Origin of the sequence: Paraburkholderia sp. UCT31, from assembly GCF_014397655.1 — a bacterium.
Taxonomy (GTDB): domain Bacteria; phylum Pseudomonadota; class Gammaproteobacteria; order Burkholderiales; family Burkholderiaceae; genus Paraburkholderia; species Paraburkholderia tuberum.
Map to the genome: position 1 here is coordinate 27,351 of NZ_VZQP01000059.1, position 22,135 is coordinate 49,485.

23 protein-coding genes and 1 pseudogene are annotated in these 22,135 nt (G+C 59.5%); 17 read left to right on the plus strand and 7 right to left on the minus strand.

The annotated features are described in order from the left end of the window. Positions 1-64: 64 nt before the first annotated feature. Positions 65-418, minus strand: a complete 354-nt coding sequence (locus F6X40_RS34195) for a hypothetical protein (RefSeq protein WP_187630881.1) — start codon at positions 416-418, stop codon at positions 65-67. A gap of 179 nt (positions 419-597) precedes the next feature. Between F6X40_RS34195 and F6X40_RS43330 the strand changes: the two genes are divergently transcribed. Then, positions 598-870 carry an ATP-binding cassette domain-containing protein gene (locus F6X40_RS43330; RefSeq protein ID WP_222946247.1) on the plus strand — a complete coding sequence of 91 codons (273 nt, stop codon included), beginning with the start codon at positions 598-600 and terminating at the stop codon, positions 868-870. Between the two features lie 942 nt (positions 871-1,812). Next, a complete protein-coding gene (locus F6X40_RS34205; protein ID WP_187630882.1) occupies positions 1,813-2,190 on the plus strand; it encodes a hypothetical protein in 378 nt (125 codons plus the stop codon). Between the two features lie 396 nt (positions 2,191-2,586). Here F6X40_RS34205 and F6X40_RS34210 read toward each other — a convergent pair whose 3' ends face one another. After that, positions 2,587-3,825, minus strand: coding sequence for a cation:proton antiporter (locus F6X40_RS34210; RefSeq protein ID WP_187630883.1), 1,239 nt, complete (start codon positions 3,823-3,825; stop codon positions 2,587-2,589). 310 nt (positions 3,826-4,135) lie between these two features. Between F6X40_RS34210 and F6X40_RS34215 the strand changes: the two genes are divergently transcribed. Further along, on the plus strand, positions 4,136-4,438 hold the full coding sequence (locus tag F6X40_RS34215) for a hypothetical protein (RefSeq protein ID WP_187630884.1): 303 nt from the start codon (positions 4,136-4,138) through the stop codon (positions 4,436-4,438). 88 nt (positions 4,439-4,526) lie between these two features. On the opposite strand, the gene F6X40_RS34220 is transcribed toward F6X40_RS34215, so the two are convergent. Continuing rightward, the gene (locus tag F6X40_RS34220) at positions 4,527-5,876 is read right to left on the minus strand and encodes an RNase H family protein (RefSeq protein ID WP_187630885.1); all 1,350 of its coding nucleotides are present in this window, start codon (positions 5,874-5,876) and stop codon (positions 4,527-4,529) included. A 390-nt stretch (positions 5,877-6,266) separates the two neighbouring features. Between F6X40_RS34220 and F6X40_RS34225 the strand changes: the two genes are divergently transcribed. Next, entirely contained in the window at positions 6,267-6,812 is a 546-nt protein-coding gene (locus F6X40_RS34225; RefSeq protein WP_187630886.1) for a site-2 protease family protein, read from the plus strand. 376 nt (positions 6,813-7,188) lie between these two features. Then, complete coding sequence (locus F6X40_RS34230; protein ID WP_187630887.1) at positions 7,189-7,581, plus strand: hypothetical protein; 393 nt, start codon at positions 7,189-7,191, stop codon at positions 7,579-7,581. A 376-nt stretch (positions 7,582-7,957) separates the two neighbouring features. Here F6X40_RS34230 and F6X40_RS34235 read toward each other — a convergent pair whose 3' ends face one another. Continuing rightward, complete coding sequence (locus F6X40_RS34235) at positions 7,958-9,043, minus strand: hypothetical protein (RefSeq protein ID WP_187630888.1); 1,086 nt, start codon at positions 9,041-9,043, stop codon at positions 7,958-7,960. Between the two features lie 247 nt (positions 9,044-9,290). Between F6X40_RS34235 and F6X40_RS34240 the strand changes: the two genes are divergently transcribed. Further along, positions 9,291-9,674: a hypothetical protein gene (locus tag F6X40_RS34240; protein WP_187630889.1), complete on the plus strand. Its 384-nt coding sequence runs from the start codon at positions 9,291-9,293 to the stop codon at positions 9,672-9,674. Between the two features lie 177 nt (positions 9,675-9,851). On the opposite strand, the gene F6X40_RS34245 is transcribed toward F6X40_RS34240, so the two are convergent. Then, the gene (locus F6X40_RS34245) at positions 9,852-10,871 is read right to left on the minus strand and encodes a hypothetical protein (protein ID WP_187630890.1); all 1,020 of its coding nucleotides are present in this window, start codon (positions 10,869-10,871) and stop codon (positions 9,852-9,854) included. A gap of 114 nt (positions 10,872-10,985) precedes the next feature. Then, positions 10,986-11,228, minus strand: coding sequence for a hypothetical protein (locus F6X40_RS34250; RefSeq protein ID WP_187630891.1), 243 nt, complete (start codon positions 11,226-11,228; stop codon positions 10,986-10,988). A 311-nt stretch (positions 11,229-11,539) separates the two neighbouring features. On the opposite strand from F6X40_RS34250, the gene F6X40_RS34255 reads away from it, so the two are divergent. From F6X40_RS34255 to F6X40_RS34295, 10 genes and pseudogenes are all read left to right on the plus strand, one after another. Then, entirely contained in the window at positions 11,540-13,252 is a 1,713-nt protein-coding gene (locus F6X40_RS34255; RefSeq protein WP_187630892.1) for an NAD+ synthase, read from the plus strand. Positions 13,253-13,263: 11 nt separating this feature from the next. Next, complete coding sequence (locus tag F6X40_RS34260) at positions 13,264-14,364, plus strand: NUDIX domain-containing protein (protein WP_187630893.1); 1,101 nt, start codon at positions 13,264-13,266, stop codon at positions 14,362-14,364. Positions 14,365-14,442: 78 nt separating this feature from the next. Beyond that, positions 14,443-14,634 (plus strand): hypothetical protein, encoded by a 192-nt coding sequence (locus tag F6X40_RS34265; protein WP_187630894.1) that lies wholly within the window; start codon positions 14,443-14,445, stop codon positions 14,632-14,634. Between the two features lie 227 nt (positions 14,635-14,861). Continuing rightward, positions 14,862-16,061 (plus strand): hypothetical protein, encoded by a 1,200-nt coding sequence (locus tag F6X40_RS34270; protein WP_187630895.1) that lies wholly within the window; start codon positions 14,862-14,864, stop codon positions 16,059-16,061. Positions 16,062-16,460: 399 nt separating this feature from the next. Continuing rightward, the gene (locus tag F6X40_RS34275; RefSeq protein ID WP_187630896.1) at positions 16,461-16,871 is read left to right on the plus strand and encodes an HU family DNA-binding protein; all 411 of its coding nucleotides are present in this window, start codon (positions 16,461-16,463) and stop codon (positions 16,869-16,871) included. 55 nt (positions 16,872-16,926) lie between these two features. Continuing rightward, complete coding sequence (locus F6X40_RS43685) at positions 16,927-17,229, plus strand: SPRY domain-containing protein (protein ID WP_410452558.1); 303 nt, start codon at positions 16,927-16,929, stop codon at positions 17,227-17,229. 289 nt (positions 17,230-17,518) lie between these two features. Then, positions 17,519-18,802, plus strand: a complete 1,284-nt coding sequence (iscB, locus tag F6X40_RS34280; protein WP_187630897.1) for an RNA-guided endonuclease IscB — start codon at positions 17,519-17,521, stop codon at positions 18,800-18,802. 75 nt (positions 18,803-18,877) lie between these two features. Next, positions 18,878-19,039: a hypothetical protein gene (locus F6X40_RS34285; protein WP_187630898.1), complete on the plus strand. Its 162-nt coding sequence runs from the start codon at positions 18,878-18,880 to the stop codon at positions 19,037-19,039. Positions 19,040-19,075: 36 nt separating this feature from the next. After that, positions 19,076-19,375 (plus strand): annotated as a pseudogene (locus tag F6X40_RS34290) (HU family DNA-binding protein); the annotation flags it as partial. A gap of 264 nt (positions 19,376-19,639) precedes the next feature. Further along, positions 19,640-20,305: a hypothetical protein gene (locus F6X40_RS34295; RefSeq protein WP_187630899.1), complete on the plus strand. Its 666-nt coding sequence runs from the start codon at positions 19,640-19,642 to the stop codon at positions 20,303-20,305. Positions 20,306-20,527: 222 nt separating this feature from the next. On the opposite strand, the gene F6X40_RS34300 is transcribed toward F6X40_RS34295, so the two are convergent. Further along, positions 20,528-21,421 carry a hypothetical protein gene (locus tag F6X40_RS34300; protein ID WP_187630900.1) on the minus strand — a complete coding sequence of 298 codons (894 nt, stop codon included), beginning with the start codon at positions 21,419-21,421 and terminating at the stop codon, positions 20,528-20,530. Between the two features lie 234 nt (positions 21,422-21,655). Here F6X40_RS34300 and F6X40_RS34305 point away from each other — a divergent pair, with 234 nt between their 5' ends. Next, positions 21,656-22,132, plus strand: a complete 477-nt coding sequence (locus F6X40_RS34305) for a hypothetical protein (protein ID WP_187630901.1) — start codon at positions 21,656-21,658, stop codon at positions 22,130-22,132. Positions 22,133-22,135 lie beyond the last annotated feature (3 nt).

Below are 22,135 nucleotides of genomic sequence, written 5' to 3' on the forward strand. Positions count from 1 at the left end.
CATTAGCTCACGGCTGGCTTCAAAATCAAGCATGTCTTTTACGCAATCGACCTACGGCTAACTTTCATGCGACTCGGCAAGCGCTATCCGGGTTCAGACGCAGCGCTTCTTCAAGCTCTTGCCGCATGTTTTGCAGCCGTACCGCCAGCTCGTCGACATCGCGAAGGATGATGACCGGCGAATGCCCTGAATCGAGGTGCGACTCCCAGTAATCCATCATCGCGCGAATAGCCGCCATCGCGCCGATTGCTGCCAAACCACCGCTTTCGTGCTGACCACACACCGTATTCACCACTTCGAGCACCGTCTTGTAGCGGACGTTCGAGTTCATCGGGTCGAAGCCGGTTGGCGAGGACAGAAAACCGAGCGCCTGGCCATCCTTGTGCACTTCACGGCCACCTGCAGCGTCGGCGAACACCTGTTCGCCGAAAACGTTCAAGCCCTTGTAAATCATCTTAATACCCCTCATCGGATTGCCCCGTCGCCATGCCAGTGTTGGCCGTGCCAAGGGCCTGTTGAATTGATTACCCTGAAAACAGTGTAAGTAAATGGCTGACACTTCACGCGTCGCCCCAGCAGGTAGCACAGGCCTGCCAGATGGAGAGCAGCCACTCCGTCATCGAAGGGCTCCAAAACGGCTATCAGCCGGAAATCGGCGAGCGAGGAGCGGGGTTGTCCGGTGGTCAAAAGCAACGGCTGGCAATAGCGCGGGCGTTGCTTAAGCGCCCACAACGCGTGGGCTCCCTGTGCGCCGCCTTCGCTATAGAGTGTGGAGTCCTTCTGAAGCGCGATAGCGCACTTGAAGCATCGGTCGGAGACGCGAGTCTCAGACCGCCCAACACAAGCCCCTTGTCAATAACGATTGAATGAAAACTCCTCATCGTCTCGCCATCGCCGCGTGGCTCATTGGGAGCTTCTGCGCAGCGCAACCCTCGATGGCATCAGCAGCACCAGGGGATGTATCCGACTCCGCCACCTATTGCGATGGCCCGAGCGCTTGCTCTCCCCGAGTCGAGGACCTCGACCTTGCGTTAAAACAAGCCTTCGTCGGCGGGGGAATGCAGAGTGATGGCACCATATCGTACCTGATTCTATTTAATTGCCGAACGGGCGAGCCTATTGCGCGATGGCGTCCGGCGGTGCCCCCCGGTACGTCGGTGGCGTTTGCTTATATTCGCCCCCTCACAGGTGCCGCTGAACGAGCCCGAAGTGACTTTTTCTTCAAGCATGGGCCGTCGCCGCGCGAAACGGTGGTCGACCGTGTCGACGTGGCTGATAACGCGGTCTACTTCAAATATGGCGACTCAGAGGTGTTTCCAACGCCAAAGACTATGGCGCGCGTCCTGAGCATAAGGGCTTCCAAAACTGATGCCTGCGCTGTTCACCGGGATGTCCTCACGCATGGCGTGGCGGCATTCTTGAGGGGCGCCCAGCGTAAGAGGCCCATGCATTGATTCCGGGAAATGACGGCGACGTGAACATCTCCGCGTACGTGCAGGAAACATGATTGCCCAACGAACTATTGATACTCTCGTCAAATGCACCTGGCTGCAGCCAGAAAAGGGCGGAGACATATGCACCTCTTTTCACCGAAATGTTCTCGAACTACGGGGATAGCTACTAGGTGACGTCACTTTCTACGAAAAGTGCCCGCATTGGCGGGCACGTTTCTCATCGGCGCCCGGGCAGTGTCTTTGGTCGCACCTCCTTCGTCTCTTCCACCAATCTGTACTCGTGCGCTTCGTCACGCTCACGTCCTGCTCCGGGTCGCTACACAGGAAAGAACCCCATTTTTTCCCGAAAGGACCTTTCATGACCTGTACGTCTCAAGCCCCCGCCATCCCCTTCGACCCAGTCGTTACCGCGTATCTCGAGTGCGCGCTCTGGTCGTCGACGGACGAGAAGCAGGAACCGCTGGGTGCGAACTACAACATCGACGACTTCTCGGCCGAAGCCCGCGAGACCGCCGAATCGGATTGCAAAGACTTCGTGACCGCCAACGCGGTCTCTCTCGAGGGGCTGTCGTCCATCCAGATTGGCCACGATTTCTGGCTGACTCGAAACCGCCATGGTGCCGGTTTTTGGGACCGAGGCCTCGGCCCGCGCGGCGAGTACCTCACCCAGATGTCGCACCCGTACGGTGGATGCGACGCGTATGTCGGCGACGACGGCCGGGTCCATCTGCAATAGCGAGTACCCGAGTCTCCGAAGCTGGAGGCGATGTTAAAAATAACCGAGGACCCGTATGTTGAAAGCTGAGTATCGTCGTTACCAGTGCCTGAACTGTGGGCACCAGCAGAACATCCAGACGAACCACCGGGGTCAATGCTACGACTACTGTCAGGATTGTTCGTGGCGGCCGTCGTTCGGCGAAAAGAAGTACGCGATTCCGATGTTTGGCAGGACCTATCGTCCTTTCAAGTACGTTGGAGAAATCGAGTCGGCCTCGCCTGCCTCCCCCAGCAGCCAGTGACTTTTTTGTGATTGAACGCCTCGACAGCTATTGTCGAGGCGTTTTTATTTGGCGCTGCGCGTGGCAAGCATGGTCCCCGCTTGTAAGGTCAGCGCTCGAGCCACGGACCGTTCTCAGGCACCGACATTGAGTCGCTTGATGAACGGCCCGAGCGTCGTTGCCTGCACCAAGAGGCTGAAGAGCACCACAATGTACGTCACGCCGATAAGCAGGTCGCGCCCGTCGAACGCGGGTAGGGACAGTGCGAGCGCGATGGAGATGCCACCCCTAAGGCCGCCCCACGTCATCACCTTCAGATAGCCTGGATTGAGTCCCCTGAACCGCTTCGCGAATGCTGTCGGTATCGCCACGCTCGAGGCGCGAGCCGCCAGGACAATCGGGACAGCCGCAAGGCCCAGAAAAACGAATCGCATGTGCATTGAGAGGGCGATTACTTCGAGACCAACAAGCCCGAACAGCAAGAGATTCAGAAGCTCATCCAGCAGGCTCCAAAACTGCGTAAGGTGCTCCCGCGTCCTCTCAGACATCACTTTGGTCATAGCGTGATTGCCGATAACCAGACCCATCACGACGACCGCCAACGGCGCCGAGACGCCCAACGATTCAGCCAGACTGTACCCGGCGGTAGCCACGGCTAGGGTGACGAGAATCTCCACGGGGTAGCTGTCGATGCCTCGCAGGACAAAGAACGCTCCGTAGCCGACTATGAACCCAATGACCACCGCGCCAACGATTTCCCGAAAGAGGCTGACGGCCAGCTGGATGGCCGAGAAGTGCGCGGTTCCGGTCGCAATTCCCAGAAGCGTGACGAACCCCACAACCGCCGTACCGTCGTTAAAGAGCGACTCGCCGGCGATACGCATCTCGAGGCCCTCAGGCGCGCCTATCTTCTTCAGCACGCTCATGACCGCAATAGCGTCGGTCGGAGAAATGAGTGCGCCAAATACGAGACACCAGGCAAGTGAAAGGGGATGCCCTAGCAGGTTCGCCGCAAAGAACATCCCTGCGCCAACAAAGGCGGTCGACAGTACAACCCCCACGGTCGAGAGAAGGAAAACCGTAAGCTTGTACTCTTTCATTCTGGATAGGTCCACATGGAGTGCCGCAGCAAACAGCAGAAGGCTGAGCAGTCCATGGAACACGATGTCGGGGAAGTCAATCTGGTCGACGAGCCGCTGCGCGCCCGACACCATTTCCGGGTGACTGATGCCAAGAATGGTCACGAGGGAGGACGCAATCAGGCCGACAGCTGTAATGCCAAGTGTGTCGGGGAGCTTGATGAAACGCTGATTGACGAAGCCGAAAGCGGCGATAAGCGCGAAGAGTGCGCCGGCTCCTTGGAATACGGTCATTGGGGGTGGCTTACGAGGGGGTAGTCATTCATATAGCGCTCGGTGTAGCAGTGAATCGGTGCTGCCCGGCTAGCCGCCAGTGCCATCGCGGCTGGACCCTCCTCCCTAGCCAATGCCTTGCTTGTCCGGTCGCGCATAAAGCGCTCGCTCCGCTGCGGGTCACCCGGAGGGAGTCCCCTGCGCACGAGGGATAGGGAGTGGTGCGCGTAGAGCTTCGGCTCATTCGCTCCGGCATCTCATCAGCAGCGGCCGGATGCGCTCTAAGTCTGGTGCCTATACGCGGACTCGTAACCTGGACAAGGAGAACTGCATGGCACTGACGGTCGATGACCTCACCGGTTTGCTCGCCGAACTGGAGAATGCCGACCCGGTCGACTACGGCGATTTGCCGTTCGGCGAGCCAGAGCTCCGACGACTCGTCATGACCGCGCTTCTCGAGAGGCATACGAAGCTTCAGGGGTCTGGCCTGTCCGCGAACGATGTCAACGTTACGTACATGCTGACCACTGGCGTGTTGGTGCTTGAAAACCTGGTGCTCCATGCGCGCCTCCTTCTCCTGCAGGGTCAGCGCGTCGACGTTCAGGCACTCCTGCAGAAGTACGCCGGCAAGTAGCCACTCCCACACCGCCGCCGCGCTCGCGCGTATTTCAGAGAACAGGCCGGCGGTCGCAGAACTCCAAACAAGAGACAAGCCGCAGGCTTCATGCGGCAAGTTCTTGAGAAAGGCTATCGGCCGCCGGCGGCATTGCGCTCGCGACCTCGCCGCTGCCAACCAATATCGCGAGGCCGGAGCGAGCCGCACGATACGCCGCCCGGTCCGCTTGCTCGTTGCCCGGATTGTTGCGGTGTCCCTGAACATACTCGACGTCGCAACGACGCGCCGCCGCCAGCAGCCACTGCGGGTCGACGCCCGCAGCAGCGGTTGCAAGGTTCCAGTTGAACCGGCCGCCGTGACGGAACGCCTTGAACGCGTCCACCGTCAGCCGGCAGTCGGTAAAGACTTTGGCCGGCTGGCCCGGATGCAGTCGCTCGAGCATCTGGAGCCCGAGCACCACCGCGCGAGCCTCGAGAACCTGTGTGCGTATCTCTGAGGACTGCTCGAACCCAACGACAGGGCTGTCGCTTTCCGGCGGATAGACAAGGGCCGCTACACCGCTGCCGCGCGCCCGCACGCTTGCGTCCGTGAACACCGACACGTGGCCAAATGGATTGCCCTCAACCTTTCCGGCGAATTGCGTTTTCGCCTCGCGAACCCTTCGGGGGACGGTCCGCTTCCACTGCGTGAGATACCGCACGGCGAGTATCCGCGTTTCAGCGGGCGCCGGCGACGTGACGACGGCCTTCTCGGGTCCCAAGGCTGGCAGCGCAGCAAGTACCGCGCGGCATCGTTCTGGCGCCCTCACGAGGATACGCCGACCGGACAGCTCCTTTGGCCGCGCCGCGAGGAACGCTTTGACGAGATGCTCAACGGGCACGCGCGCGCTGTGCAAGCGAATACGCGGTTTCTGCCCGGGAATCTTCCAGACCAGCGCGACAGCATGGTCCACTTTGTCGTTCGCAACTCCGACCCACAGTTCCGCGCGCCCCGGTTCCGTTTGAGTGTCTCCCCGGTACCACGCACTCCGCCTGCGCTCAGCGGCCAATTCGAGAATGTCGTGTGCAATGGCATCGGGAGTGAAGAACGGACTCTTCAACGCGCGGCACACCAGTCGTTCGACGTCCGCAACCTGCAGCACGCCAGCCCAGTGTTCCGAGAAGGACTGATAGTCTCGCCGTGCGCGCGCCATCGCGTGGCACACCGCAACGCGAAGCGCGCGACCCTTCGCCCGACACTCCTTAAGTGCCTGATTGAGGAATCGCGTCGTCACGAGGTCAAACGGAACCGGTACCTCGATTCTGAACGGGACCGCTGCGCCCTCGCAGACGAGCGTTTCGGCGTACTGCCAGAAGGTCGCCCACGACTTCCGCGTGAGCCCTTTGTTTGCAAAGGACTCGGCTATCTCCGTCTTCCGTTCGAGGGACTTGGCCTCCCGCGCCGCCTCGCGCGCCAACTCTTTCGAGAGCCACAGCGTCGTCTCCGGTCGACAACGCTGTCCACGAACCAGTCGAAAGCCCCGCGCGTCGGCCTGTTCAACTGAAAGCGTCACGCCGGGTTCGATGTCGTGCAGTGGCCGGCACTGGGGTAGATGTCGAGCGAGCCTTGTTATGCGCTCGAGCTGACTTTTCAGCAGACCAAGCTTTGGCGGCCTGAACCCAGCGCCGCCGGGTTGGTTGGTTGACGTCATGTAGTTTGAAAGGTTCGGCCGAACAATGTAAAGGGCCGCCCGATTATATCGACTTAACAGTGCGTCCGGGCGGTGCCGTTAGCGCGGGGGCCGTGCTCATCGGGTCCCTGCCGCCCGTTGGATATACGTTACACCTCAACTTATCGCCCCCGGAAAATGCCCACTAGCGCCTGGATTGCCTATTTCTTCGCCGTGCTCAGTGTTTTGCTCGCTCACGAGCTCGGACATTGGGTACAAATGTACCGTCTTCACATTCCCCTCAGGCGGCTTACACTGGGCATGGGGCCGTCGTTGCGCATCTACGGACGACTGCACGTCGGTATCTTCCCCATCGGCGCCGCCGTCGCGCCCGACGCAAAGGCGTGGGAAGCGGCATCTCACGTGGACCGCTTCACTGTCGCGATTGGCGGCCCGATAGCCTCTTTCATCTTCGGGGGTGTGCTTCTGGCGGTAGGAATGCTCTACCCCGCTACCCTGCAGGGCCTCTCGGCGATGGCCTGGATGCACTTCGTGCTCGGGATGGCCAATCTCGTTCCCGTGCCGCCTCTTGACGGGTGGGTGGCCGCATCCGAGCTGTCGGCGATACTTGGCCGGCCGCTGTCACCGTTTGCCAAGGAGGTAGCTAATCGAGCGGGTTCTGGACTGCTTTACGGCCTGGGCTTTTATCTGATTGGCGACCTCGTGTACCGGGCCGCAGCGTAAGGAGAGTTCGTGGACGACCGCAAAACCGCATTGGAGCTTTGCCACGGGCGGGCGCCGCCGTCAGACACGCGTTCGACTCCGATAAGAAAAATATTTCCTTCTCACTGTGATAAGTACCGCACCGTACCCCGCCCCTTTTCGTACGCACGGTTGTGGAATGAGCGAGGTCCACTCCTGCCCCAAGCGAACAGCGGTAGACCATTTCTTTTTGCGGGGGTGGGGCTCCCAATTTTTTCTGTCTCGGTAAAATGTAAGACTAAAAAGAAGCCAGCGATTTCGTCTGCTTAACGAGCAGTGGTCAGTCAGCTTAGCTTGAAACGAGAGAAAAACGATGACGAGGGGTAAGCGCGGGCAGGAAGTGCGCACAGAAGTCCGTGTGCAACTGGACTATGCAGTGGAACTAGCACGGGGTGCGTCGCATATCGCGAGCACGCTGGCCGTGCCGTCTTTGCACGCCGCAATAACAGAGACAGTTGACAGTTTTGTGAAGACGCACGGGAAGGCCGACCTGCAACCTTTTCTCAAGCAGCTTGCCGATGATATTGGGCATCGTCGAAAGCCTGACGCGGCAATTGCCGTGCGCCACTACGCGCAATTTGGTTCCTTGCCTCCAATTCCTCAACCGCCGGCGAAGCGTCGCCGCGCAAAAGCCGCTCCGGTCGTCGCCGCCGTTCATAAACGGAATCTGCCGGCGACTCCCACTGGTCGCAAAAACGTCTCCGGGGGCGAAATCGCTCAGACCGTGGAGCGGGTCGTCGAGTACGGCTGAAGAGCGGAGGTTCCCGACCGAATTCCTGTAGCATTAAGCGCTTCTCAATAATGCCACGCGGTCAAAGCTCCGCCCGCGCCCCACTACAGCCCTATGCTCTTCATTGACAGCCCTTCTCCGCTCGCGCCGGTTGCCTCCTGGGAAGCCTACCTCGTGCGGCTCGAATCCATGGACCCGCTCGATAGCACCGTGGTAGCCGAGAAGGAACGCGCCCGCGCCAACATTGACCTCCTTCGGCAGGAGGACGGAGCAGACCAGGGCGCCTGAAGGCCGTGACGTCCGCCCGCCTTCCCGGCAGACGCCTGCCTCCTCGCCAGCAGAGCCCCAAAGAAAAACCCGAGCTGAGAAGCTCGGGTTGAGTTGCTAATGATGGTAACTACTTCTGTCCTGCCGCCAGGAGATTGCGCGCAAATTGCAATCGGTCGCGCTCGACATAGCGACGGCCGTCTGCACCGAACCTGACCACAAAGCGGAAGTCATCTCCGTCTGCGTCTTCCATCTCGAAAAACTCCTGAACAGAGTCATCGCTTTCTGATGCCTCCTCGTCCGCTGTTCTCAGGACATGGACCGTGCCGTCGTTTAAATCGAGCGATGCGCTGCTCGATGCCTCATGGCCATCCTCCCACACGGAGACGAATCGGCCAAGCAGGCGCTGCTCCTTCCGGAAGGCCGCCAACCGCGCTCCATTGCTGACTGACATCACAGTGACTTCCGCCGTCGCACCTCGTTGCGCCGCGAACACCTCATCGGCTCGCGAGTATGCCGCTGCGAACGACAACATCACCTCGCCTGGTTTCCCGTCGACGTTCACCGAGAACGGCCCAACGATTCGCTCGTTTGCGCAGCTCCAGTAGAACTTGACGCCTGTCGAAGCCTCGAGGCCGGTCCGTCTGGTGAACGCCTCACGAACTGCGTCCTCCGGATGCTGCCCGGGTTTCACTCCGACCAGCTCAGGGCTCCACGAGGTTGCTGGAAGGCCTGTCTTCTCCGCCGAGTAATGGAATAGTCGAGCTACATCGGCTACTTGCATTGGGTCGGGTACGGAATCCGCTGACGGCTGCTGCTTCGCCTCTGCGGCTCGCGGCGTAGTGCCAAGAAAAACGGCCCCTTTCGCTTTGGCTGCGTCCCATATGGCACGTGCAGCCTGCACCGTTAAATGAAACTCACCGGTCTCCCGACGTTCCTGCATCTCCATTGCCTCGAGCAGGCCCAGAACTACCGAGCGAGCCTTCTCCGCGTCGAATGAATTCGGACCTGCCGGCTGCACCGCTGCGGCCGCCGAAATACGCGCGTCGACCTGCTTGCTGTGCTCCTCCAGCAAATTACGCATGCTGGAGAAATCGCGCTCGCCGAGCAGTTTGCTCGCGGCCTCCAACATCGCGCTGTGCGGTACTGTGAAGCCCTTGCGTTCCAAAAAGTCAACCGTCGACTTTACATTTTCTTTAAATTCACGAAGTTCCATGTCTGTGTTCCTAAAAGTTGGCACGAAAGCGCCATGTGGTTTGTCCTCGGGGTCTCCCATTGCCGAAAATCGCTTCCGTGCCTGTTTCCAGGAGAAGTCGACGCTTGGTGATACTCGCAACCATTCGCCATACCGGAAAACCGGCGGGAGAACGACAGGCGGTTGCCAGGCCTATGTAAAGTATAGTCGCGACTGCGGGCTGGATGCGATGCGCGTTATACTTCCTGGGTGAACAGAGGAGCCACTCGTGAGCATTTCTTGGCAGCATCGCATTAAGCACATCGACCGCCGCGTAAAGCCGACGCGCATGCGCGGGCTTCGCTTGCAACTTCTCAAGAGCGATGTGCGAGAGCGGCGAGGCTTGCCCTCAGGGAACCTGCCGCACGAGTACGTGATGGCTTCCGTGCGACTGCGCTTCAAGGGCGGAGGTCCGCGCGAGGTTCAAAAGCTCGAATGGCTGAAAATCCGGTCGCGGCTACTTGAGCGCAAGCGCCACGCGAAGAGCCGGGCGGAACAACGTCGGCGCCCGTCCATCAAAGGCCGGCTTAATCTCTTCCGCGCGCGGCGCGAGTGGCTGGAAGCGGCGGAACAGTTGCGTGAGGGCGCTGAGCTTCGATTCGCCGAAGCTTAAAGGCCGCCAGACACGGCCTCGCCGGTGGGTTCGACCCCCACAGAGGCATAGTCCAGCGAACAGGAACCCAGCCCGACGCAACTCGACTAAGGCGCAGACGCGCGTGCAGACGTAAATAAAAATGAGGCCCTGGTATCAGAGCCTCATCCTTTCGGCGGTCACGGGCGGAAGCCCTCGTTACATCGCCATGCTCGCGTCGCTTTGCTGCTGCTGTTGAGCTTTCTGACCCTTCTCTGAGTTCGCGGTCTTCTCGTCCTGGGTGTGCTGCTCTTTCGCGTCGGCGGATTTCTCCTTGCCGCCATTGAGTCCTTCGCGGATGGAGGCGGCCGATTCCGGGCTCATGCCCTCCTTCGCGATTTTCTCGACGCCTTTCACGCCGACCGCGTCCATCAACTGAAGGTCGCTGCGATGCTCGTGACCAGGACCAGCCGCATCGCGGATGGAGCCGAGCGTCTCGTGAGACACGCCCTTTTCGGCGACATGCGCGAATACGTCCATCCCAATCCGGTTTTCATGCCCCGCTGCAGACGACCCTTCGAGTGTGGCGACGGCCGTGCCGCCCTTATGGAATTCAACCGACGCGCCGCTATGCCCATGACCTGCCTCGATAGCCTGGCTAATCGACGCCGAAACATCCTGCGCGCGATGCACGTCCTGCGCCATGCCGTTTCGCAGCATGTGGTCCTGCACCGCACCGTGAATGTTGCTGATGGACTGCGCACTTGAGGTGTGGCCGTCCGTCATTCCGTGGCCCGCACTTTGGCTGTGCGAGTGGGTGGCCGCGTCGATAGAGGAAGCCATCGTGCCTCGCTGGTCGGTGATTTGGCCTGAGTGGCCAAATGAATGTGCCGACCCGGAGGTGCTCATGCTCTGGCCAATGCTATCTGACACCGAGTGCGCCCCCGCCTCAAACCGACTGGCCCCCTCACTCCCATTGCGGGCCACCTCCTGGCGCGTTTCGCTTTCGGTGATGGTGTTGCCGGCAGAGTCGCGGTGGCTGACACTTCGTGTTGACTGATACACGTCGCCCTCGCTTGAGCGCCGATGCGTTTCGGTTTCGCTTTGCGTAACGCCCTTCGAGTCCGTCACCGAGCGCGAATAGGATTCGCTGAGTTCGCCTTTCGACTCGCCTCGTACACTTTCGCGTCCCGTACTGACGACTTGAGCTTTCCCGTCCACATCTTCGAAAATTGCCACCGCTGTTCTCCCGTGTTTGTTAGGTTATTTTCTGTATAGGTACGGCGAAGGCATTCCAGAAAAGAATAACCACCCCTGGAAGGAGTGGTTATGAATAAGGAATGCTCAGTGTTCTCAGTGAAAAACACGTTGAACAACTTCGAACTTGCCCTTGTTCAGTGCAACAGTCGCGGTGATTTTCCGATGACTGAGACTGAACGCAGTGAGGCTTGCCGTGTTAGACGCCTTGTCAAAAGCAATCTTGACACAGTCGCCGTCGGTGTTTTTCTGCTCGTTGCCGTCCAGACCAATGATGATGGGCGTGCCACGATAGTTAGCTTCGACACAGAGTTTGACGATAGCGGAGGATACTTGCATGATAAAGCCTCAAAAAAAGTTTGACCTGAACCGTCTAGCTAACTTTTTTTGTGGTACCGTTTTGCGCGCCCTTTCAGCCTCATCTTGAGGGCTGCCTGTCCCGCCGTTCCGCGTCGCCGCGTCAGGTTTCGCCCGAAGGTATCCCTGTTCATTCGGGCTCCCCTACACGCATGTTCTCTTGTCATTCACCCCGGTTTAAAAAGCGACCGCATTCTGTCTTTACTCCTTAGATACAAAGTGTGTCTAAGGGTGCTATACTTTTTGTAAAGGATGGCACGACGGCCTCCGTCAACCAGCGAGAAAAGAAAGAAATGGAAAAGAAAAGCGTAAGCATTGCGATGGTCCAGCTTAACTACAAGCTCAACGACTTCGAGGGCAATGCCCAAAAGATTCTGACGGCGGTCGGCAAGAACCGCGACGCGGACCTGGTCGTTTGCAGCGAGCTTTGTCTGTCGGGTTACTATCCGCAGGACCTCGTCGAAGAACCTGACTTCCTCCTGCGCCAGCAGGTCGCTTTGGACGCCATCCTCGAAGCATCGCGCCACACGTCCTCAACCATCGTTGTCGGCGCCTTCACAAAAAACACCGGTGTCGGCAAGCCGCTGCGCAACAGCCTACTGGCTATTCGCGACGGCGACGTCGTTCTGCGCTACTCCAAGCAGCTTCTTGTCGAAGGGGGCATCTTCAATGAGCGCAGGCATACCGAGCCGGGCCGCCATAACCCCGCAATCCTCTTTCTGAACGGCGCGCGCATTGGCTTTGCCATCTGCGAGGACATGTGGAATGTCGATGGCAAACAATACGAAGCAAATCCGGTGGCTGACCTCGTCGAAGAAGGGGTCGACGCCATCGTCAGCATCAACGCGAGTCCGTCGCATGTCGGCAAGCGCGAGTATCGTCACGAACTCTTCCTCGACATTGCGCGCGCGCACCGCCTGCCCGTCGTCTATGTGAATCAGGTCGGCGCCGACGACAGCATCGTCTTCGACGGTGCCAGCTTCATCGCGGACCCGGCGCGGGGCATCGTGACTGAACTGGCTTCGTTCGAGGAAGCCACCAGTCTTGTCGAAATGCATTTCTACGCGCATGGCACGGAGTATCGGATTTTCGACGCATCGCGCGCGCCGCTGGAACAACAGGCTCCGGTCTATCTCGACGACGAGGAGTTCTTCTACCGCCAGACCATTCTTGGGTTGCGCGACTATGCCCGCAAGGTCGGTTTCGGGTCAGTAGTCGTTGGCAGCTCCGGTGGCATCGATTCCGCGCTGACGCTCGCGCTGGCGGTCGACGCTCTTGGCGCCGAAAACGTCAAGGCCGTGACCATGCCCTCGCGGTTTTCGAGCGCCGGCAGCGTCGACGACTCGGTGACGCTGTGCCGCAATCTTGGGATTGAACTCTTCACGCACGAAATCGGCACGCTTTACAACGGCTACGTCGAGGGCTTCAAAAAGTCCTTTGAACGCGCGCCGGCGCAGCTGACCCGCGAGAACGTGCAAGCACGCATTCGCGGCGCCATCCTGATGGAGTATTCGAACGACTTCGGCTGCATGTTGCTGACGACTGGCAACAAAAGTGAAAATGGGGTCGGATACGCGACCCTTTACGGCGACACAAATGGAGGCCTCGGTCTCATCGGGGACCTTTACAAAACTGAGGTCTTCGAAGTCGCCCGTTTCTACAACAAGCTGCACGGCCGCGAGCTCATCCCCAACAGCATCATCGAGAAGGCGCCGTCGGCTGAACTGTCCGAAGGCCAGAAGGATACGGATAGCCTGCCGCCGTATGAGGTGCTCGACGAAATCCTCAAGTGGCATCTGGAAGGCACGCGCCTGCGCCCGGCCGAGTATGCGAAGGCTAAGGCATTGGTGGAACGCCTCCGTGCGAACGGAGATTCCGCGCTGGTCGAGCGGGTGCTCGGGATGGTGAAGCGTTCCGAGTTCAAGCGCCGTCAGGCCGCGCCGATTATCCGCGTTCGCAGCCGGGCGTTCGGCAACGGCCGCCAGATTCCTATTTCCGCCGCTTAAGGAAGCCCCCCATGACCAAGAATATGATTTTCACGCCCCCTGCGCACCCGTGGCCGTCCGATTGCGACCACGACGCGATTGTGCTCATTGGCCGCATGCAGCCCGGCATGCACCTGGGGCACCAGGAACTTCTTGAGCGCGGCCTCGAGCGCGCCGAGAATGTCGTCGTCGCACTCGGTTCATGCTTTCGTGCGCGTTCGCCGAAGCAACCCTTGCGCGCCGTCGAACGCGAGGCGTCGATTCGTTCCTGCCTGACCGACGAGCAGAACCGCCGCGTCAAGTTCGTCTATATCCGCGACTACTATGATGACCAGCGCTGGTGCGCAGCAGTCCGCGAGGGTGTCCAGAGTGTCACCGGCAAAAACGCCAAAATCGGCCTTATCGGGCACGAGAAGGACCGTAGTTCCTACTATCTGCATCGATTCCCGGAATGGAAGCTCTTCAACGAGCTGTGCGTTGGTGGACTTAACGGCACCGACGTACGCGCCCTGTGGTTCGAGCGCGACCACGAGCGCGGTGCAGAGGCGGTGTTGCGCACAATGCTCCCGGAAGGCACATTCGACTTTTTAATGGCTTTCAAAAAGCTACCGGATTTCGAATCGCTTCGCAAGCAGCACTATGCCATCCTCCGTGACGCGGAGAAATGGAAAGCCGCACCGCATGTTCCGAACCATTCGTGTGGCGACGCCGTCGCGGAGTTCCGCGACCATGTTCTGCTGATTGAACGCGGTGGAGACATCGGCACGGGCACCTTCGCGTGGCCGGGCGGGTTTCTCGAGCCCGACGAGACCGTCATCGAATGCGCAATGCGGGAGCTCATCGAGGAGACAAAGCTCGGCATCCTCCCGGAGTACCTGAAGACCTTCATCCGGGACCGGGAACTGTTCGATAACCCGTGGCGAAGTGAAGCCGGCCGCCGGATGTCGCACGCCTTCCATTTCGTCCTGGACGAGGCGTTCGCGGAGTTGTCCGAGGGCGAGTTCCCCTTCGTTCAGGGCAAGTCGGATGCGCGGCGCGCTCTCTGGCTCCCGAAGAAAAAGTTGCCTTCGCTCGAGGAATACATGTTTGAGGACCACCACCTGATTGGGGACCGGTTCTTTCACTATGCATGATGCCGAAGCGACGGCTAGCTCTATCGAGGCCCCGACGCCGGGGCCGCTTTCAAGCGGTATCTGAATAGGAGAAGCGGTATGTGGCACCGAGTTTCTTTCGTGGCTGAGTCGCGGCGACTTCCCGCTGCGGAACTGGAGGCTTTCGCTGCCGCGAATCCATCGACCTATGGCATCGTCAGCGAATTGGGCTACCCGGAAGTCAACACATGGCATGTCGACAAGCTCGTCGCGGACTTCCGCGCGAGTCTCGGCGAAAGTGCCACATCCTGACGCCCTCCGCAACGCGGGGCGTCCTCTTCATGCGCCGCGCATTGCGGCACGTCGCAGGTCGCGACGCCCCTCCACCGGCTGTTCAAACACAGGGTTCCGTTGCAGATTGAGCCCAAGTGCGTATAAACTGATGTCCACACCGATACGCAGCAAGGGAACCGAAAAAAGGATATAGTGCGGCCCAGCAGTCAACCACGTTGCCATCGTTACATTATTGCCAGTTTTCCATGAAAAATATGCACCTACGATGGGGTGCCGACAACATTGAGATTGTCGAAAGCCCTTCGATAGACTCGCTCCAGGACACCGCTAAATCACTCGCCGATGGCTTCCTTCCGCCCCTGCCTTTCGAGTTAACACCGGGCCTTCTGTCCCAGACCCCGAATTCAAACGCTCCCTTTTCAAAGATTTACCCGCTCCCCGGCCGTTATTGCGATGTTTCCCATCGCATGATTTTCGAACTCACGGGGCTGGAATTCCCGGCCGCGATTCGGGTGAAAGCGCAGAGCGGCGTTACAGAAGACATTCTCGCTATCCGCGCGTCGCCGCAGATTGTCGAGGACAGCGGCGGGCAGAAAGAGAGCTACCGCATACTGTTCGAGGGCTATCGCCTTTCCGAGTGTGGCGAGTTGGGCTATCGCAAAGTGATAGGACTTGGAGACGACGTTTCCGAGGTCTTGCAGCGCGACATCGACAACACGTGGAAGCGCGTTCGACCACGAGTGCAGAGTAAATGGAATGCGCCGGTGCGGAACGTGACATGGCCGTTGTCCGCCGACGAATCCTTCCTTGCGCGAAAGCCCCGTACCTTCAAGAAAAGCGAGCTTTCATACGACGCCGTTACGCCAAAGCTACTAAACCACGCATTTGTTTTTCTTCACGAAAGAGGCTCCGGGTCCGCCCGCGAATTGCAAGTAGCGTTGGGAATTCCAGAGAAACAGGCCGTGGCATTCTGGAAAGGTTTGATTGCCGACAAGCTTTTCGAATTGATGCCTAACGGTGCATGGGTGCTTAACGAAAGGACCCGGCGCGATATTGAAAAGAAGAAACCGGGTGTCCTCACCCGTAAAGAGGCCTCGGCACTTATCAACCAACTCGCAGAGAACGCCGAGGCCATCAACCAGCTTCCTGCCGGCCAGAGTTCGCTTTATATCAGTCGGCTGGACGTCCTCGGCGCCTACCTTGACATTAAACAGGACGAGTTTGAGTTTCTCTATGTCAGCTGGCACGCGGAGCTGCGCAAGAGTGACAGGTGGCCCTATCTGCCAGACCTTCTCGACCCGGAGACGGGGTTTGACGCGGTAAGAGAGATGCTCCGTCCGAATGACAATCGGGTTCGTTTGCTCGAGGACATCGACCCAGATAAATTGAACTGCCATAGCGCGACCTTCTTCAAGTTCAAGGTACCGGAAGAGATGTCGGTATGAACGTCGCGGGCGTGCTCCGTTGTTCAGCAGCGCGAAGCGGTAAAACCGGGCGAACGCCGGCGGCCCGTATAGCCGGATTTCGTCCTCAACCTCGGCCGGAACTCCCCTGTTTTTCGTCTTCGTGATTGCGCGCCAGGCGCGGCCGTAGGTTAGTCTGTGAGGAACCGCCGGCAGTCACTAGAGCAGTTGAAGGGCTACCCGCGTGGCGTTTGCGCGCCTAGGGCCACGAAAATGGCCCCTCGTCCTCGCCTTTGTGTGATGCGTTCCCGCAAACCCCCTGTTTACAGGCGTCTTCGCGTTGCGCAACGTCACGTGGGTTGGTAATCTTGCAGGCAGCTTGAGTGATGCCGGCAACTCGCGGCGCCCTTGAGCGGCCACTGACTAACAACGAGGACTACCATGGCAACAACGACCAAAACGAAAGCTCCCGCCGCCAAGAAAGCGAGCGCGGCACCGGCCGCAGCGAAGAAGGCATCCACAGCCGGTGCGACAATCAAGCCGCTGAAGGATACGTTCACGAAAGCCGGACTCGCTGAGCACATCGCCACGCAGTCGGGCATCGAACCCAAGTCGGTGAAGGCCGTATTGGCGGCGCTGGAAGGCACGATGCTGGGCGCGGTTCACAAGAAGGGCGCCTCGGAGTTCACACTCCCGGGTCTGCTTAAGGTCGCTGTTCAACAAGTACCCGCGAAGAAGAAGCGCTTCGGCAAGGACCCGTTCACCGGTGAAGAGCGCTGGTTCCCTGCAAAGCCCGCTTCGGTCCGCCTGAAGATTCGCCCGCTGAAGAAGCTTAAAGACGCAGCAGCCTGACAGCCTCGTCTATAGCTGCCTCAGTGCGAATATCGGTTCTGACAACGTCCGGTCCATCGCCGGGAAATCGGCGGGCAAGTGGTATTGGGAGATACGCGCAAGCGGTGTCGCTGACGCTTACTACACGTACTTTGGCGTAACGGACACGTGGCCGCCGGGCCACAATGTAGGGGGTGCAGGAGGGGTGGCGTACTACGGCAACAGCGGTAGCATATATAACATCGGGGTCGCCACCACCGCCAACCTCGGCCATCTGAGTCAGGGGAATACGGTTTCCGTCCTTCTTGATATGGATAACCACAGAGTTTCGTTTGAGCGGCTCCGCACGAACAACCCATCCCTCACAGAAATAAAATGACGCCGATTCTGGGGAGAGCGTCAATCACCCCGCCCTGAAGGGCGAGGCTTGTAAAGAGCCTGAGGTTGACCAGACCCTAGGCCCGCTGTACGGGGACTACGTTGTACAGAGGTTAAAGACCCACTCCGGAATGCTTTCCTCAGTTCCGGACTCTGGAACCTGTGACCGCAGACACGCTTCGGGTAGGCACGAAACGGGTCGCAAGGATGCACCGCTGTACAACATGGGCGAGGGGAGCGAAGCCGTAAGGCTTCCGTCACAAGGTCCCGTAAGGGACAAAGGAGAGTAAATGGCAGTATTTGTGCTGGACAGACGAGGCAGGCCGTTAATGCCGTGCAGTGAGCAGCGGGCGCGTCTGCTACTCGCGCGCGGTCGGGCGCGCGTTCATCGCGTGGTCCCATTCGTGGTTCGGCTGACGGACCGTCTTGCAGAGGACAGCGCGTATCAGTCGCTTCGCGTCAAGCTCGACCCGGGCAGCGAGGTAACGGGTGTCGCGCTGGTCCGGGTGTTCGACGAAGGTGTGGCTGTACTGAACCTCTTCGACCTCGTGCATCGCGGCCGTCAAATCAGCGAAGCGCTCACCGCGCGGCGCGCCTTCCGCCGCAGGCGGCGTAGCGCGAACCTTCGCTACCGCGCGCCGCGCTTCAACAATCGGACACGTCGCGAAGGCTGGCTTGCGCCTAGCCTTCAGCATCGCGTCGACACGACGATGTCCTGGGTCCGGCGGCTGATGCGCTGGGCGCCGGTCTCGGCTCTCTCGATGGAGCTCGTGCGGTTCGACATGCAGGCGATGCAGAAGCCGGAGATTTCCGGCGTCGAGTATCAGCAAGGCGAACTGCTGGGCTATGAGGTTCGCGAGTACCTGCTCGAGAAGTGGGGGCGACAATGCGCGTACTGCGACGACGAAGGCGTGCCGCTGCAGATTGAGCATATCGTCGCGCGTGCGCGCGGCGGCTCGAACCGCGTGTCGAACCTGACACTTGCCTGCGAGCCGTGCAATTGCCGCAAAGGCTCGCTCGATGTGCGAGAGTTCGTCAAGGACGAGCAGCGGCTCAAACGTATCCTGGCGCGGGCGAAAGCTCCGCTGCGCGACGCTGCCGCCGTCAACAGCACACGTTGGGCGCTTGCCTCGGCCCTGAAAGAGACGGAACTCGCGGTTGAACTTGCCAGCGGCGGGCGCACGAAGTGGAATCGCACGCGCTTGCACATTCCGAAGGCGCACGCGCTCGATGCCGTCTGCGTTGGTGAAGTGGAGTCTGTCCAGGCTTGGAAGCGTCCGACACTGGAGGTCAAGTGCGCGGGTCGCGGCAGCTATCAGCGCACGCGCCTGACCGCGCAAGGCTTCCCGCGCGGCTACCTGATGCGTACCAAACGTGTACACGGGTTTCAGACCGGTGACCGCATCAAGGCCGTCGTCCCTTCCGGCAAGAAGGCCGGAAGCTACGTCGGGCGCGTGGCCGTTCGCGCTACTGGCAGCTTTAACATCCAGACGTCACAAGGCGTCGTTCAAGGCATTAGTCATCGACACTGCAAGGTCATACAGCGTGCCGACGGCTATGGCTACTCACACTAACAAAGCGGCCGGCTAACGCCGGCCCTCCTTTCCTCCTCGCCCTGAAGGACGAGGTTTCCAGGAGCATTTCCACGGATGAACAAACGTCAAAAAATTTTTGGCCTGGTCACCAGTGCCGCCATCACCTTGCTCGGTGGAGTGACTTTGGCTTACGGTGGTCCCATCGGCGTGCAGATGGTCTTAGTAGGAATCGTTGGGATACTCGTTTTCGCCTACAAGGCACTTGGCGACAGTTAATCAACAACCGCCCAATGTAACGCTCGCGCAGCGTTACACGATACGTTCACGAAAGCCGGACTCCACATCGCCACGCAGTCGGGCATCGAACCCAAGTCGGTGAAGGCCGTATTGGCGGCGCTGGAAGGCACGATGCTGGGCGCGGTTCACAAGAAGGGCGCCTCGGAGTTCACACTCCCGGGTCTGCTTAAGGTCGCTGTTCAACAAGTACCCGCGAAGAAGAAGCGCTTTGGCAAGGACCCGTTCACCGGTGAAGAGCGCTGGTTCCCTGCAAAGCCCGCTTCCGTCCGCCTGAAGATTCGCCCGCTGAAGAAGCTTAAAGACGCAGCAGCCTGACAGCCTCGTCCCGCTCTTGCGAAAAGCCCGCATGATGCGGGCTTTTTCTTGGCGATTCCGGCAATATGACTGAGAACGTATTTCGCTGTCGACCCGGCACCGCGTCGGCCGTTTTCCGAAGCTCTTCGTTAAGGTGTGGAGGCAGCGATGCGCTCCTCATCGTCCCTGTCGGGGCGTAAAGCCTCAACGGGTAACTCCGGGGTGAAAACCTACCAACTAGAGTAAGCTGAGGCTTTGCCGGGACAGCTGCAAGGAGGACCCACAATGATGTCAATGGGAACGAGTATCGCGCTGGTGAATCAACTGAAAGAACTGGACGATGAATCGTTGGCGCGCGCCGTTACGAGCTGCCGGAACAATCTTCAACGCCTTCGCCCATTTACGCCAGAATTCAACGAATGCACGGAAGTGTACGAGCTGGTCAAATCCCGATTTGAAATTCGCAAGGCCGAACAAGGGAGAGCCGACTTAGACTGGGAATGGCTTCTTTCCTCCATACCGGGAGCGTATTCGTTCGAGCCGAGCTACGCGCTGGGCGCGGCACTCAAACCGTATGGTCTTAGTGTCCCCTGGCCACCGGCATATTTCGATAAAAGCGGCCAGGCTGTTCTGGAAATCAAGATGGCGCGCGATGACACAACGCAAATCAACCGGATACTGGTCGGCTTCGAGACGCTAAAACCGTTTCTGTTCAGCGACCGTGACGGATACGACTTCAATCTAAAGACCTCACAAGCAAAGTCGCGCCCGAAGTCGTTCTTGAGGGTCCACGAAAACGGGTCCGCGAGCATTGTGGTTCAGCACGTCGGAACAGACTACCTGACGTTCCGCGCCGCCTTGGAACACGTATCGCGAGAACTGTACTGGGAGGAACCGCCTGAACCGGCACCTCGAATCCAAAAACAGAGAGGAAGACCAAAAACCGCGTAGAGTGTCTCCCCCTCCATTCCCGCGCCGCACTGCGCCTCGGGTGCATCCAGGTGGGAACGTTCAACCGACCTTGAATTCAGGCTCCCGCCTCAACACGGGCCAGCCAGTTGAGGCCCAAGCGCTTTAGTACGCTGTTTCGCGAGGCTCGCGGGCCAATTTGCCGATACTCCGCCAATGAGTCCGTGACGAGGCATGGCGCTGGCCCAGCGGCCCGCTCGGCCGTCACTCATCCGACCAGAAAAGCGCTTCGCCTTCTTCGTCATGCACGTTATCTGCTTGCCAAGACGGACTGCGGCACATTGCGAAAGTTCGAGAAGCCCACTCCCCCACGTCCGAAAATGCCTTCACCCGGTAGCAATTTTCTCCGAATTCAAACAGCGAGTCGAAATTCGCAAGACCCGCACACATGGTCAGCGAATGACTCTGTCCGTCCAGCACGAGCAACCCGGGCGAAAACAGGGGATGCCCGTCGACGACATCCACGGTGGGCTCCCCAAGCAACACGATAGCGCCGTCAGGATAGCGGGCAACAAGGCTATCGAGGGTATTCGGTGCGATGCCCAACGGAGCCGCGTCGCGCGCGCCCGGAGCGAGCAGCGGGATTTTCAGGTCCATCCGCTCGGAGCTCGTGTAGGCCAGCGGCTGCAGCTCGCTTGCGGCGGTGTTCACGTCGAACAAAGGCCAGTCGAGCATCTTTTGGAAGAACAGGACGAAGGCGCGGTTAAACCCATCGTTGAAGAAGCGGTCACGTGCACGCTTAACGTCGCGGATGTCGTGGACTTCCGGAACGCCCCGCATTGATGGCCGGCGCGCCGACGGCGCCCAGCTTTCAATCAACGACTCACACCTCGTCCTCAACTCCGGAACCTTCTCCTTGAGTCGTCGCGCCTGATATGCCCGACGGGCCGCTAGCTCCGCTGGCGAAAGGTCTTCGTCCAGTGGGTCGGCCAGTCCTTTCTTGCATTCCTGTGTGACTTCATGCCAGCTCGAATAGCCCAGCACATGGACAGTCAGTTCGAGCAGCGTGGAATGGGGTATGTCCCAGAATGCGGGGAAACGGCTGAGACGTTTGGCGGCAAGCTTAGGTGTGTCGGTGGATGAAAAACGAACGCGCATGACTACTCTCCGAAAATTCAGCCGACTTGCCCACTCGGTCGGCCAAATTAGAAGAGTCTTCGAAATTAGGCCTTGCGCACTGCAATCCCCCTTGCCTTGGCTTCGCCGATGTGGGCGGCGTGAAGAGAGGAGCTCCGGCAGGCATTCTCGATAATTTCGGGCGAAAGCGCAAGCGGTCGTTCTGGCGGCGAGGGCCGGCTCGCTACACGAGGTTTCCCTCTCGATGAGAAGACCGTGAAAAGCGCCCCCTTCCGGAAATCCCTATTCCTGTGGCTCCCCGGCATTTTGGCATTGTCGGTGGCTGCTTCGGCGGCCGTTGCGAGTCCAACGTACTCATTGCGAGTGCCCTTCAAAGGGTTGGTCGCTTCTGGGGCGCCCTCTTCTTCCTGCACCGCCGGCAATCAGGCCTTTGCATTTGCCGGCGCAAACCAGTCCGTTACGCTTCCGGCCGGGTGTTCTCAAGCCACCTTCGAGGCGTGGGCAGGCGGTGGCGGCGGCGCTTACCAGATGTTCAGTAGCACCACGCCAATGGGCGGCGGCGCCGGCTACGCTCAAGTTACGTACGCCGCGCCGCCAGGAACCGTTTTCACTTTGCAGGTCGGGCGCGGCGGTTTTCACAGCGACCTTTCTCCCGTCAACGCCTATCCGACAGGTGGCGCAAATTCGAGTCGCGGCTCGTTAGGCGGTGGTCTTTCTCTTATACACATCTGACGC